This window comes from Streptomyces sp. F001 (genome assembly GCF_004187715.1).
In the GTDB taxonomy this organism is placed as follows: Bacteria; Actinomycetota; Actinomycetes; order Streptomycetales; family Streptomycetaceae; genus Streptomyces; species Streptomyces flavusporus.
In genome coordinates this window covers 451,116-464,751 of record NZ_QZWF01000003.1, presented here as the reverse complement: position 1 = coordinate 464,751, position 13,636 = coordinate 451,116, and the positions used below count along the sequence as shown (strand labels likewise).

General features: G+C 68.8%; 12 protein-coding genes and 1 pseudogene. 7 read left to right on the top strand and 6 right to left on the bottom strand.

Annotation, left to right across the window (positions count from 1 at the left end):
- Positions 1-148: 148 nt before the first annotated feature.
- From StrepF001_RS15415 to StrepF001_RS15405, 3 genes are all read left to right on the top strand, one after another.
- Entirely contained in the window at positions 149-361 is a 213-nt protein-coding gene (locus tag StrepF001_RS15415) for a DUF5326 family protein (protein WP_129798802.1), read from the top strand.
- A gap of 507 nt (positions 362-868) precedes the next feature.
- Positions 869-1,603, top strand: a complete 735-nt coding sequence (locus StrepF001_RS15410; protein WP_276322828.1) for a helix-turn-helix domain-containing protein — start codon at positions 869-871, stop codon at positions 1,601-1,603.
- Between the two features lie 98 nt (positions 1,604-1,701).
- Positions 1,702-2,139 carry an SsgA family sporulation/cell division regulator gene (locus StrepF001_RS15405; protein ID WP_129798800.1) on the top strand — a complete coding sequence of 146 codons (438 nt, stop codon included), beginning with the start codon at positions 1,702-1,704 and terminating at the stop codon, positions 2,137-2,139.
- Between the two features lie 277 nt (positions 2,140-2,416).
- Here StrepF001_RS15405 and StrepF001_RS15400 read toward each other — a convergent pair whose 3' ends face one another.
- Positions 2,417-3,907, bottom strand: coding sequence for a YibE/F family protein (locus StrepF001_RS15400; RefSeq protein ID WP_129798799.1), 1,491 nt, complete (start codon positions 3,905-3,907; stop codon positions 2,417-2,419).
- A gap of 613 nt (positions 3,908-4,520) precedes the next feature.
- Between StrepF001_RS15400 and thiC the strand changes: the two genes are divergently transcribed.
- Complete coding sequence (gene thiC, locus StrepF001_RS15395; RefSeq protein WP_129798798.1) at positions 4,521-6,335, top strand: phosphomethylpyrimidine synthase ThiC; 1,815 nt, start codon at positions 4,521-4,523, stop codon at positions 6,333-6,335.
- Between the two features lie 59 nt (positions 6,336-6,394).
- Here the strand turns inward: thiC and StrepF001_RS15390 are convergent, their stop codons facing one another.
- The gene (locus tag StrepF001_RS15390) at positions 6,395-6,781 is read right to left on the bottom strand and encodes a VOC family protein (protein WP_129799117.1); all 387 of its coding nucleotides are present in this window, start codon (positions 6,779-6,781) and stop codon (positions 6,395-6,397) included.
- A gap of 8 nt (positions 6,782-6,789) precedes the next feature.
- On the bottom strand, positions 6,790-7,152 hold the full coding sequence (locus StrepF001_RS15385; protein ID WP_129798797.1) for a DUF1801 domain-containing protein: 363 nt from the start codon (positions 7,150-7,152) through the stop codon (positions 6,790-6,792).
- A gap of 216 nt (positions 7,153-7,368) precedes the next feature.
- On the opposite strand from StrepF001_RS15385, the gene StrepF001_RS15380 reads away from it, so the two are divergent.
- From StrepF001_RS15380 to StrepF001_RS15370, 3 genes and pseudogenes are all read left to right on the top strand, one after another.
- Positions 7,369-8,265: a LysR family transcriptional regulator gene (locus StrepF001_RS15380; RefSeq protein ID WP_129798796.1), complete on the top strand. Its 897-nt coding sequence runs from the start codon at positions 7,369-7,371 to the stop codon at positions 8,263-8,265.
- Positions 8,266-8,292: 27 nt separating this feature from the next.
- Positions 8,293-8,424: pseudogene (locus tag StrepF001_RS15375) on the top strand (thiamine biosynthesis protein ThiC); the annotation flags it as partial.
- 120 nt (positions 8,425-8,544) lie between these two features.
- Positions 8,545-9,987: a VWA domain-containing protein gene (locus StrepF001_RS15370; protein WP_129798795.1), complete on the top strand. Its 1,443-nt coding sequence runs from the start codon at positions 8,545-8,547 to the stop codon at positions 9,985-9,987.
- Positions 9,988-10,122: 135 nt separating this feature from the next.
- Here StrepF001_RS15370 and StrepF001_RS15365 read toward each other — a convergent pair whose 3' ends face one another.
- From StrepF001_RS15365 to StrepF001_RS15355, 3 genes are all read right to left on the bottom strand, one after another.
- Positions 10,123-10,989, bottom strand: coding sequence for a hypothetical protein (locus StrepF001_RS15365; protein WP_129798794.1), 867 nt, complete (start codon positions 10,987-10,989; stop codon positions 10,123-10,125).
- 193 nt (positions 10,990-11,182) lie between these two features.
- A complete protein-coding gene (locus StrepF001_RS15360; protein ID WP_276322824.1) occupies positions 11,183-12,286 on the bottom strand; it encodes a metallophosphoesterase in 1,104 nt (367 codons plus the stop codon).
- Between the two features lie 212 nt (positions 12,287-12,498).
- Complete coding sequence (locus tag StrepF001_RS15355) at positions 12,499-13,611, bottom strand: LacI family DNA-binding transcriptional regulator (protein WP_129798792.1); 1,113 nt, start codon at positions 13,609-13,611, stop codon at positions 12,499-12,501.
- Positions 13,612-13,636 lie beyond the last annotated feature (25 nt).

Genomic DNA, 13,636 nt, shown 5'->3' with positions numbered 1-13,636 from the left:
GATCGGTCAGGGGAGGACAAGGGCTGACGGGCCCCCCGCCGGGCCCCTGCCGGCCCTAGCCTTGAGGCAGGACATCACAGGAGCCGGCAGGACGGCGGGCTCAGCGGAGCCGGTGCGGCTGACGGGTGGAGAGAGAGGGACAAGGGCGATGCGAGAGATCTTCACGGGTCTGCCGTGGTGGGTGAAGTGGATCGCGGTGCCGGTCATCGCCCTGGTCGTGTTCGGTGGCCTGATAGCCAGCGTCGTGGGCTTCGTGATCGGGCTGCTGTTCAAGGTACTGGTCTTCGTGGCGCTGGTCGGTGGACTCATCTACGTCGTACGGAAGTTCACGACGAGCTCCACGTCGCGCAGCGACTGGTGACAGGAGTGGGTGACGGGAACCGGTAACAGGAATCGCCGGTTCCCTCGGGCGAGGGAAGTTTCCGTACGGAGCGTCTGCAAGCGGTGGCAGGCGGTTAGAGTCCGGAACTCGACGCGGGGACGACGACCTCGCGAGCGGCGTACACCTCCGTACACCCCCAGCCGTGTTCCCCGCACGGCCCGACCTCTGGCGCTTCGGGAGTGACCCTTGGCCACGGTTGACACCGCACCCGCACAATCCCCCGTACCCCCGTACCCCCGTACCCCCGTACCCCCCGTACCCCCCGTACCCCCGTACCCCCCGACCCCCTCCGGCCTCGGCGCTCCGCGTCAGGCCCCCGAACAGCCCACACCGTCCCGGACCAGGCCCGAGCGATCGCGCCCACTCTCGGACTCCCCGACGAACTCCCCTCCACCAGCGCGCCCGACGGCATGCGCGGCGCGCCGACCGACGAGTGGCCCGGCCTCTCCGTCGACTCCTTCTGCTCCCCAGCAGCCCGCGACCCTCATCGGATCCGTGCAGCGCGCGATGCGCCTGCTGGAATGCGTCGCCGGGCATGAGCACGGCGCACCCGCCAAGCAACTGGCCCGCGAGACCGGCCTGGCCCTGCCTACGACGTACCACCTGCTGCGCACCCTGGTGCACGAGGGCTATCTACGCCGCGACAAAGGGCTGTTCTTCCTCGGAGAGGCGGCTGAGCGGCTGAGCAGCAGAGGGGCGCAGGAGAAACGTCGCAGCACGATCGCCGAGGCACTCGCACACTGGCGGGATGTGATCGGCGTTCCCGTGTACTACGCGATCTACCGCGACGGCGAGATCGAGGTGGTGCGCGTCTCCGACACCCCCGGCAACCCGGCGGTCGAGGAATGGGCCGACTTCCGTGAGACCGGGCATGCGCACGCCATCGGTCAGTGCCTGCTGTCCCAGCTGGACGAGGAGGCCCGCCGCGCCCACCTCGACCGCTACCCCGTGCAGTCCATCACCCGGTACACGGTCCGTGACAGCCATACGTTGCTGCAACGCATCGACCAGATGGGCCGGATGCAACCGGTCGTCGAGCGCCAGGAGTATGCGCTGGGCACCGTCTGCGCGGCGATTCCGATCACGCTGGGCACCACGGCCGGGACGATGGCCATTTCCCTGCCCTGTCACCAGGCCGACCGACTGCTGCCCGCGGCGCGGCAGTTGCAGAGCGAGGTCGGACGCCTTCTGGGGTCGCTCGCACTCTCTATCAGTATCTGAAAACTCACTCCTTGTGATCTGGTGTGTACGTTCAGCAAGATGCCACCAGTGTCCGAAGTTCGTTCCCGGCCAGTCGACGGCAAATGACGGGGTAGGCGATGCGCGAGTCCGTACAGGCAGAGGTCATGATGAGCTTTCTCGTGTCCGAGGAGCTCTCCTTCCGCATTCCGGTGGAACTGCGCTACGAGACGTGCGATCCCTACGCCGTGCGGCTGACCTTCCATTTGCCGGGAGACGCTCCAGTGACCTGGGCATTCGGCCGGGAGCTGCTGATCGACGGGGTGGGTCGGCCGTGCGGGGAGGGCGATGTCCGCGTCTCGCCGGTCGCACCCGAGTCGCTGGGCGACGTTCTGATCCGGCTTCAGGTCGGCAGCGACCAGGCGCTGTTCCGATCGTCGACCGCGCCGCTGGTCGCCTTCCTCGACCGTACGGACAAGCTGGTGCCGCTGGGTCAGGAAGGCGCGCTCGCCGACTTCGACGCCCATCTCGACGAGGCTTTGGACCGCATCCTGGCCGAGGAGCAGAGCGCGGGCTGACGCGGGCGCGACGGCGTGGGTGGTGTAACGCTTCGCCTGGGGCTCTGCAAGGCCGTGGGTGGCACGGGCGGGGCTGAAGAGGTGCGTGTGGAGGTTGTGGCAGGAACGCTTCTTCCTGAGCTCTCCAGGGCCTCGAGAAGTATCAGGAGGCGGTCTCCTCGGGAGGAGCCGGGGCGGCTTCTCAAGCTGGTGCCTCCTGCCTCCTGCCTTCTCGCCTGCCGCGCGGCCGGGTTCCTGCTTTCTCGCCTGCCGCGCGGCGACGTCTCCCGCATCCGCTTCAGTGCTTGCGTCGCCGTCCCTTCCCGCCGCGTGCCGCCGCAGCCGGGCCACCCCCGGCCGTCGCCGATGTCGCCGACTCCGTTCTGTGCCGGTCGGCGGAGACCACCAGGGCCGCGAGTCCCGTGGTGACCGGGACCGATGCCACCAGACCGATCGACCCCACCAGCGTGCGCACGATCTCCTCGGCGACCAGCTCGCTGTTGGCGACCGTCCCCACGCTGCTCTGCGCAATCGAGAAGAGCAGCAACAGCGGCAGTGCGGCGCCCGCGTAGGCGAGGACGAGCGTGTTGACGACCGAGGCGATGTGGTCGCGGCCGATGCGGATGCCCGCCCGGTACAGCCCGCGCCAGCCCATCGTCGGGTTGGCCTCGTGCAACTCCCAGACCGCCGAGGTCTGCGTGACCGTCACGTCGTCGAGCACACCGAGTGAACCGATGATGATGCCGGCCAGCAGCAGACCGCTCATGTCGATCGACGGATACAGGCCGTGGATCAGACCCGTGTTGTCGTCGGTGTTGCCGGTGAGCGCGGCCCAGTCGATGAACAGCGAACCGAGCACACCGATCAGCAGCAGCGAGACAAGGGTGCCGAGCACCGCAACGGATGTTCGGGCCGACAGACCGTGGCACAGGTACAGGGCGACCAGCATGATGGCGCTCGCCCCGACCACCGCGACGACCAGCGGGTTCGAACCCTGGAGGATTGCGGGAAGGATGAAGAAGTTCAGCACCAGAAAGCTGATGGCCAGCGAGATGAGCGCCATGAGGCCGCGCATCCGGCCGACAGCCACGACGGCCACCGCGAAGATGCCGGCGAGCAGTGCCATCGGGAGCCTGCGGTTCACGTCGGTGACGGAGTACTGCAGGTCCTCAGGGGCGGAAGGCTCGTAGGCGGCCACGACCTTCTGGCCCTCGTGCAGCTGCCGTGACTGGTCCGGCTGCACGATCTCGGTGAACGTACGGCCTTTGTCCTTGCCGGTGTCGATCCGGATCGTCGCCCTCTTGCACAGGCCGTTCGCCTGCTGCTGTGCGGAGGAGCCCTCGGCGGTGGAAGTGTCGCCGTTCGGTGTGTCCGCCGAGGCGTTGACCGAGTCGCAGGGCAACTCCTCGATCTTGGTGACCGTGGCCTGCTGGGTCTGCCGGTCGAAGCCGACGCCGGTGCGCTCGTGCGGTGGGGCGCCACCGGGCCAGAGCACCGCGAGGCCGACCACCACGGCAGCGGCGAATGGGATGAGGACCGCCGCGATCACCTTGCGCAGGTGCATGGAGACGGGAGCCGCGGGCCCATGACCGTGACTGTGGGAGTGCCCGGCACCGGATCCGGCTCCTGATCCTTGTCCCGGCCCACCGGATCCGCGCCCAGGTCCGCCACCGGAGTCCTGTGCCGGTCCACCGGAGCCCTGTGCCGGTCCGCTACCGGAGCCTTGGCCGGGCCAGCCTCCAGAGCCGTTTCCCGGCCCTCTGCCAGATCCCTGTCTCGGTCCGCCCACCGAGTTGTGGCCGCCGCCAGCCCCGGATTGCCGGTCGCCGACCCCGGAACCCGGTCCGCGCTCTTGTCCACCCGCGGCCCCGGACCCGTATCCGTCGTGGGCTCCGGATCTGTATCCATCACCGGCTCCGGACCTGTACTCACCACGGGCACCGGACCGGTGCTCACCACCGGACCCGGCCCCATATCCGGCACCGAAGTCACCGAAGTCCTGTCCGCCACCAAAACCGTGCCCGCCACCGGCGCCGCGGCCGTCACCACGGCCGTTGTCCGCTCCAGAGCCGGTTCCGGGGCCCATGCCGGGGCCGGTTCCGCGCGGGGGTTCGGGCGGCGGGAACGGGGGCTGCTGATTCGTGGTCACCGACCGATCATCGCAAGAACGACCGGGCCCCTCTGTTCACCGCGCCCGAATTGACGCTAGCGTGGGGGGACCTTTGTACACGCGGGAGCTCGGAGCACCGGGCTGAGAGGGCGCTGACCTCCGTCTTCGCGATGTTTCACGTGGAACATCACTGTGCACGAGTGATGTTTCCCATGAAACGTCGGCAAACGGAAATCGCTGCGTCGACCGCCGAACCTGTTACCGGGTAATGCCGGCGTAGGGAGACGGTCTCATGACCAACAAGGACGCACGCATGCCTGCCTCCACGCAGAACGCGACCAACGACGCGAGCAACGGGGAGGCCGGGAAGTCCATCGGCTGGCACAAGGCGTACGTCGAAGGCTCACGCCCCGATCTGCGCGTGCCGGTCCGTCAGGTGCACCTCACCAACGGGCAGTCGGTGACCTTGTACGACACCTCAGGCCCGTACACCGATCCACTCGTCGACACCGATGTCCGCCGGGGGTTGCCGCCACTGCGGGAGAACTGGATCATCGCTCGCGGCGACACCGAGGAGTACGCGGGCCGTCCCGTCCGTCCCGAGGACGACGGGATCAAGCACACCTCGCCGCGCGGCGGCCTGCGCAACCTCGACGCGGTCTTCCCCGGCCGGCCGCGCCAGCCGCGCCGCAGCCGTGGCGAGAAGGCGGTCACGCAACTGGCGTATGCCCGCCAGGGCGAGATCACGCCCGAGATGGAGTTCGTGGCCCTGCGGGAGAACGTTTCGCCCGAGGTGGTCCGCGAGGAGATCGCGGCGGGCCGGGCGGTCCTCCCCGCGAATGTGAACCACCCGGAGATCGAGCCGATGATCATCGGCAAGCGGTTCCTGGTCAAGGTCAACGCCAACATCGGCAATTCCGCGGTGACCTCCTCCATCGAGGAGGAGGTCGAGAAGATGACCTGGGCTACCCGCTGGGGGGCCGACACGGTCATGGACCTGTCCACCGGCCGCAACATCCACACCACCCGCGAGTGGGTGCTGCGCAACTCCCCTGTCCCCATCGGCACGGTGCCGCTCTACCAGGCCCTCGAAAAGGTCGACGGCAGGGCCGAGGAGCTGACCTGGGAGATCTACAAGGACACGGTCATCGAGCAGGCCGAGCAGGGCGTGGACTACATGACGGTGCACGCCGGAGTGCGCCTTCCGTACGTGCCGCTGACGGCGAACCGCAAGACCGGCATCGTCTCGCGCGGCGGCTCGATCATGGCCGCGTGGTGCCTGGCGCACCACAAGGAGTCGTTCCTGTACGAGAACTTCGAGGAACTCTGCGAGATCCTCGCCGCCTACGACGTCACCTATTCGCTGGGCGACGGCCTGCGGCCGGGCTCGATCGCGGACGCCAACGACGAGGCGCAGTTCGCGGAACTCCGAACTCTCGGGGAACTCAACCGGATCGCGAAGCGTTTCCATGTTCAGACCATGATCGAGGGCCCGGGCCATGTCCCGATGCACAAGATCAAGGAGAACATCGACCTTCAGCAGGAGATCTGTGATGAAGCTCCGTTCTATACGCTCGGCCCGCTGACGACGGACGTCGCGCCGGCGTACGACCACATCACCTCCGGCATCGGTGCCGCGATGATCGCCTGGTGGGGCACGGCCATGCTCTGCTATGTCACGCCCAAGGAGCACTTGGGCCTACCCAACCGTGACGACGTCAAGACCGGCGTCATCACCTACAAGATCGCCGCCCACGCAGCCGACCTCGCCAAGGGGCACCCCGGTGCACAGGAATGGGACGACGCGCTGTCCGACGCCCGCTTCGAGTTCCGGTGGGAGGACCAGTTCAACCTCGCCCTCGACCCGGACACGGCGCGGGAGTTCCACGACGAGACCCTGCCGGCCGAACCCGCCAAGACGGCTCACTTCTGCTCGATGTGCGGGCCGAAGTTCTGTTCGATGAAGATCAGCCAAAGCATCACAGAGCGGTTCGGTGGTGCGACGGCTGAGGGGGCGTCCCCCGAGCAGATCGCCGAGGGCATGCTCCAGAAGTCCAGGGAGTTCGCGGAGGCGGGCAACCGTGTGTACCTCCCGCTTGCCGACTGAGTCGTCCTCAGGGACTCCGGTCCGGGTGCTGCCCACCCGGACCGGAACCCTCGGCTCGGTCACGCCGTGGCGTCCTGGGGATACCAGCGGAGTTCCACCGTGTTGCCGTCCGGGTCCTGGACGTAGATCGATGTGGCGACGCCGCGCGCGCCGAACCGTTGGACGGCGCCTTCGAGGACGGTGAACGTGCCGGACTCGATGACCGCATCCCAGTCCAATGGCTCCACGGCGATACAGATGTGGTCGACGTTGGATGTTCCCCGGGGGTGGTGGACCAGGTCTATGAGTGTCTCCGGGCTCACCCGCACCGAGGGGAACGGGACTTCGCCGGCCCGCCACTCGGTGACGCGTACCGGTTCCAGGCCGAGGGTTCCGGCGTAGAAATCAAGGGACCGTTCGACATCCTCGACGTTGAAGACCAAGTGGTCGAGGGCCTTCACCCGCAGGGTGGTGGTCACTTCGCCTCCAGGGCGACCACATGGCGGAGCCAGTCGGTGAACAGGGCGGCGTCGACATCGTCGGCAGTCCTGATCTTCACGGAGGCCATCTGACGGGAACCGGGACTGAGCCGTCCGGAAGGGTCGGGCACTTCCTGGCCTCGCCAGAGACCGAAGGTGATGTAGGACCTGTACGCCTTGAGCAGGCAGATCGGCATCTGCCCGGGCTTGTCGCCGAGGCTCCAGGTCGGATGGCCGTGCCACATCGCTCCGCTGCCGTCCGGCAGGCTGGCCTCTATGACAGGGACCAGCTTCTCGCCGATTTCGCGCAGCCCGTCATCGAGCCCTGTCAGATAGGCGGTGATGTCAGTAGTGGTCATGAGGCTTCCTTCGTGGGTGGAGGAGTCAGGCGCTCTGTGAGTGCGGATCGATCAGCCCGGCGCCTGGACGGCGGAGGAGCGAGTGTCGGCGGTGTGCACCGGGGTTCGCATCGAGGGACCGGGCGGACGCCTTCTACGATCCGCCGGGAAGGAAGCCTCCATCAAGGCAAGATCGCAATACAATTGTTGAGTCAGATTCAACGGCCGGGGGGGGCCATGCTGGAACGGCTGGAGCTGGAGACCTTCCTGACGCTTGCCGAGGAACTGCACTTCGGCCGGACCGCCGAACGCCTGCGTATCACGACGGGGCGGGTCAGCCAGCTGATCAAGAAGCTGGAGCGCCGCATCGGCGGAACGCTGTTCGAACGCACCAGCCGTACTGTCCGACTCACCTCGATCGGGCGGCAGTTGGCCGATGACCTGACGCCCTTGGTCGCGGGGATGGAAGAGGCGCTGCGCAGGGCTGCCGACGCCAGTCGCGGGTTCACGGGAGAACTCCGCGCCGCCTTTCTCGGAGAGTGGACGGCGCCTGTACTGCTCAGGACGGTCGGCCTGTTCAGCGAACGCCACCCCGACTGCCGGGTGGACGTTCGGGAGGTTCAGCTGTACAACTCCCGGGCGAGCTTGACGGACGGCTCGATCGACATCCTCCTCGCCTCGTACCCGTTCGACGGAATGGCATGTGGACCGGTCCTGATGAGGGAGAACAGGGTGCTCGCGGTGGCGTGCGGGCATCCGTTGGCCGCCGAGGAGTCGGTGTCGGTCGAAATCCTCGCGGAGTACCCCGTGGTGCAGTATCCGCAGGTGACCTCCACGGCCTTCAAACGGGACCGCACACCGGACCGCACTCCGTCGGGCAGGCCCGTCACGGCGGGACCGGCCGGCGGTTCGTTCTCGGAAATGCTCACCCTGGTCGCGATGGGCCAGGGCATCCTTCCGGTCGGTGAGCATTCCCGGCAGTACTATCCCCGACCGGACATCGCCTACGTGCCACTGCACGACGCGGAGCCGATCGAACGGGGACTGGTCTGGCGGGAGGGGAACACCACGGAGCGGATACGCGAGTTCGTACGGGCAGCGACGGACGCCGCCCAGACGGCGCCGACCGAGTGAACCCCCGTATCCAGGCGGAAGGTCCCCTCGATGAAGATCTCCCAGGACATCCGCAGCGAACACGGCAGAACGCGGGCGGAGACCGAGGAGGGGACGGCGCAGAAGTCGAAGGAGTCCGCGACCGCGGGTGACCGCGTGTATCTGCCGATCGCGGACTGAAGGCCGTCAGGCCGAGACCAGGTGGCGGCGCCCTGGTCCACCAGGGCGCCGTGTCACCCCGGTCAGCCCGGTCCTCGGGAAAGCCGCGCCTCGGCTCTCTCGGCTCGGCAGACTGACTTCATGGCAGCGACTTCACTGAGCAAGGGTGCCAACCTTCCCATCGATGCCCGGGCGGTACGCGTCGAGCTCTCCTGGTCCGAAGGGCCGGGCGTGCCCGACGTCGATGCCTCCGCATTGCTGCTCACCGCGGCCGGACGCGTTCGGGACGACGGTGACTTCGTCTTCTACAACCAGCCGAACCACGCCTCCGATGCTGTGACCCACCTGGGGAAACAGCGTGCCGCCGGGGCCACCTCCGACACGATCGGGGTGGACCTCGGTTCACTGGAACCGGCCGTCGAACGGATCGTGCTGTGTGCGTCGGCCGACGACGGGACGTTCGGGCAGGTGCCCGGACTGATGCTGAGGCTGCTCGACGACGGGACGCGGACCGAGCTCGCCCGGTTCGAGATGGAGGCCGGGGCGGAGACCGCGTTCATCGGAGGTGAGCTGTACCTGCGGCAGGGGCGGTGGAAGTTCCGTGCGGTCGGGCAGGGGTACGCCTCCGGGCTGGCGGGCCTGGCCACCGATTTCGGCATCACGGTCGACGACGCTCCGCCGGCCGTGCCGGTCCAGCCCGGCCGACCGACCCAGCCGACGGCACCTGTTCAAGCCCCGCCGACACCATCCGCCCCGCCGGCCCCACCGACGGTGCCACCCACCGCACCTCCGACGACACCACCCTCACCCACCACACCCCGCCTGACCAAGGGCGAGGAACACCTGCCCGTGGACATGCGCAAGCGGCTGTCCCTGCGCAAGCAGCAGGTGGCGGTGAGCCTGACCAAGCACGGGGTCGCCGGAACCACCGCGCGCGTCATCCTGGTTCTCGACGCCTCGGGCTCCATGTCGTCCCTGTACTCCCGCGGCATCGTGAGGGACGTGGTGGAGCGCATGGCCGCTGTCGCCGCACAACTCGACGACGACGGCGAGATGCAGGCCTGGACATTCGCCTCGAACGCGGCCCGGCTGCCCGATCTCCGGCTCGGGGAGCTGCCCGAGTGGCTGCGGCTGCATGTCCGGGTCGGTGAGCTGAGCCTCTTCGGCCGCAAGAAGGCGAGGAAGGGCCTCGAGGCAGGTCAGGTCGACATGCGGATGATCGGTATCCAGAACGAGGAACAGAAGGTGATCGCCCAGGTCCGGACATACGTCCGGGAGAACCCGGCCGTGGCTCCCACACTCGTGCTCTTCTTCTCCGACGGAGGTGTCTACCGCAACGCCCAGATCGAGCGAGAGCTGCGGGAGGCAGTGGAGGAACCGATCTTCTGGCAGTTCGTGGGTCTGGGGCGGTCCAACTACGGCGTGCTGGAGCGGTTCGACACCCTGCCCGGCCGCCGTGTCGACAACGTGGGCTTCTTCGCGGTCGACGACATCAGCACGGTCCCCGATCAGGAGCTGTACGACCGGCTCCTGTCGGAGTTTCCGAGCTGGATGGCCGCGGCCCGCCAGGCGGGCATCCTCTGACCGGATGTCGCCGCCCGACGCGCAGAGCACCACGGCGGGCGGGTGGCCCGTGCGGTCGGCATGGCCACGCACAGCCGCAGGTACAGCCGGGTGTGTTCGGCTTGCGCTCCCCTGGGTGGGGGCGCAAGCCGAGGATTACTCCGGCTGGTGCTCGGGCCCCCCGAACTCCGGACTCGTGTAGTCCGGGCTCGTGAAGCTCGGGCGCGAGCCGGATTCCGGGCCGTCGCCGGGGCTGGTGAAGCCCGGGCGGTCGTAGCCGAGGTGCGGGATACGACTGGTCGGCGCCGACGGGGCCGTACGGTGCAGTGCGGCCGGGCCGGGGTCGGCGAGGGCCTCCCGCAGAAACGGCAGGATGCCGTTCTCCAGCAGGGCCTCCTGCCAGGCTTCCCTGGCCTTGGCCACCTCGCCGCTGAGCTCGCCGTACGGACCGGCCTCCAGCGAGGGCCGGTTGCGCAGTGCGGTGAGCAGCAGCCCGACGGCGGCGACCAGGATCGCGACCGCGGTGACGGCGCCGAACACCCACCCGGTGGTGAGCATGGTCTCGGCGAAGGCCGGCTCGGGGGTCAGCATCTTCAGGATGTAGCCGACGAGCAGGAAGATCGCCGCGGCCGTTCCGGCCAGGACGGGGGCGAGGACCGCGACGACGGCGACGGCACCCGCGCCGGCGGTTTCGGCGACCTCTCCCATAGTGGTGGCGAGCCCCACCGCGCCCGTGCCGGGCTCCGTAGAGCCGGACTCGCGGGCGGACGACGGGGTGGACGGCGCCGGGCGGCGCAGTTCCTCGCGGACCTTCACGTAGTGCTGGTACTCGGTCGCCGCGGCCGCCGTGATGAATGCGGTGGCGTTGAGCGCCATGGTGCGCAGCTGTTCAGGGTTGAGCCGCTGTCCGACAGCGGCCAGTTCCGGGCGTTGTGGTGCGGAGCGCAGCGCCTCATCGAGGATCCGCTCGTATTCCTGGCGGTCCTCGCTCAACAGGTGCTGCGGAACGCTGTTCATGTGCATCCCCCGATGCTCCGTAGGGCTGGTGGCTCGCACGCTGACGAGCCGTTGGGCAGAAACGGAGGGGAGCCTGCTACGGATAAGCCGATGGTAGAGCGGTGACGGTGCGCCGTGACAGGGGGTTTCCAGAAATTGGGCCCTGGCCTGCGCCGTCGTGCGCCGGTCCGCCGTCGCGGTACGCCTGCCCGGTAAACCCTCAGATATCCAGGGGAAGTTGCTGGACCAGTAGCTTTCCGGCCATGGTCACTCCGCCGTCCATGGCGATGGCGAGGCCGTCGGCGTAGACGTGCGGTCCCTCGACCACGGGACCGGCGCTGTCCTCGCCCTCCTCGGAGCCGACCTCGCCCAGCAGATACGGAATGGGGCTGTGGCCGTGAACGATGCGGGTACCGCCGTACGTATCGAGGAGGGAGCGTACGGCGTCGGCGCCGCCCTCGTCGCGGAAGGAGAAGCGCTTGGTGAACTTGCGGAACAGGTCCCAGACTTCGTCCGCGTCGTTACGGGTGAGGGTCTCGCGGACGTTGTCGTTGACTTCCTCGATGGAGTTGCCGTACTCGAGGTAGGCGGTGGTGTCCGAGTGGACGAGCAGATGGCCGTCGACCTCCTCGACGGCGTCGAGGCGGGCCATCCACTGCAGATGGTGGTCCTGGAGGCGGTCCATGTCGGCCTTCTGACCGCCGTTGAGCAGCCAGGCCGCCTGGAAGGTGGCGGTGCCCGCGCCGGAGTTGACGGGGGTGTCGCCGAATCGCTTGGCGCCGAGCAGCAGCAGTTCGTGGTTGCCCATCAGGGCCTTGCAGTAGCCGCCGGCCGCGGCGGCCTCGGCGGACAGCCGCATCACGAGGTCGATGACGCCGATGCCGTCCGGACCGCGGTCGGTGAAGTCGCCGAGGAACCACAGCCGGGCGGTGCCGGCGCACCACTGGCCGGCGGCGTCGATGAGGCCTTTCTCCTGCAGGGCGGCCACCAGCTCCTCGAGGTAGCCGTGGACGTCGCCCACGACGTAGAGGGGGCCGGGGCCGGTGCCGGGCTGCGGGGCCGGCGTGGGTGCGGGCGCGGGGTCGACGGTCACCTGAAGCGTGTCACCCCGACGGATGACGGGCAGGTCGCGCTCCGTGGGGGTGTACCCCTCCGGGTGGCCGACCGGTTCCGCGACGGGGCTGATGGCCTCGCCGGGATGCGTGCTGTGGACGTACGGACCGGTCTCGTGCACGTACGCGGGCACCCGGAAGTCGCGCAGCGTCGCCGTCCGCTCCACCTCGGGTCCCTGACCGGCCCCCTGAGTCATCGACCCCTCCACCATCGCGCCGCATCTGCACCGCTTCGGACTGCCTGGTCGCAGCGGCCCGCGGTGTCGTGGGCCCATCATAGGAATGCGGATCGCGCTGTGTGATGACCCAGGGGTAGTGAATCGGAGCAAGACTCCAGTTCACCGCGGCTTTCGCCCCGATTGGGCAGGGCTTTGCCCGCCTGGTGACCGCCCCGCGCCGACCCCTCCCGGGTGACCGCCCCGCTTTACCCGTGGTCGGGCGACCGCGGCGGGCTGACCGTCGTGCGCGGGGAACGCCGCTGCGACGAGGTCCGCACGATCAGCTCGGTCGGTATCACCTGCTCGACCGGACGGTCCGATTCCATGCCCTCGATGGCGTCGATGAGCAGCTGGACCACGGCCGTGCCGATGCGGCGCGGCTTCAGGGAGAGTGTGGTGATGGCCGGCTCGGTGTTGGCGTACACGGTGGACTCGCTGCAGCAGACCAGCAGCAGATCGTCCGGTACGCGCAGTCCGTAGCGGCGGGCGGCGGCGAGCAGGTCGGTGCCGTTCGGGTCGAACAGGCCGTAGACGGCGTCCGGTCGGTCGGGGCGGGCCAGCAGCCGGTCGGCGGCGACGGCGCCCGCGCACGGGTCGTGCGCCGGGTAGGCCTCGTAGACCGGGTCCTGGCCGACGCGTTCGCACCAGTGCAGATACGCGGTGGTGGACAGGTGCGTGTACGTGTCGGTCGTGGTGCCGGTCAGCAGGCCGATGCGCCGGGCGCCCGCTTCGGCCAGGTGGTCGAGGATGCCGAGGACGGCGGCCTCGTGGTCGTTGTCGACCCAGGCCGTGACCGGGAGCGTGCCGGCCGGCCGGCCGTCGGAGACGACCGGGAGACCCTGCCGGACGAGTTCGCTGACGACCGGGTCCTGGTCGGACGGGTCGATGACGACGGTCCCGTCGAGGGCGACGTTCGACCACACGTCGTGACGCGAGGTCGCGGGCAGGATGACGAGGGCGTAACCACGGGCGAGCGCGGCGGAGGTGGCGGCGCGGGCCATCTCGGCGAAGTACGCGAACTCCGTGAAGGTGAAAGGCTCATCCCCGTATGTCGTCACGGTCAGACCGATCAGTCCGGACTTGCCGGTACGGAGGGTGCGGGCGGCGGCCGAGGGGCGGTACCCCAGTCGGTCGGCGACCTCGCGGACATGGCGTCGGGTGGCGTCGGGGAGCCGGCCCTTGCCGTTGAGGGCGTCGGAGACGGTCGTGATGGAGACCCCGGCGGCGGCGGCCACGTCTCTGATGCCCGCCCGGCCCGGCCGACTGCCTCGACGTGAGGTTTCCGCGCGGCTCACCTGGTGCTTCCCTGCTGCTGTCATGGCGAGCCGATAGTAGGGCTCACAT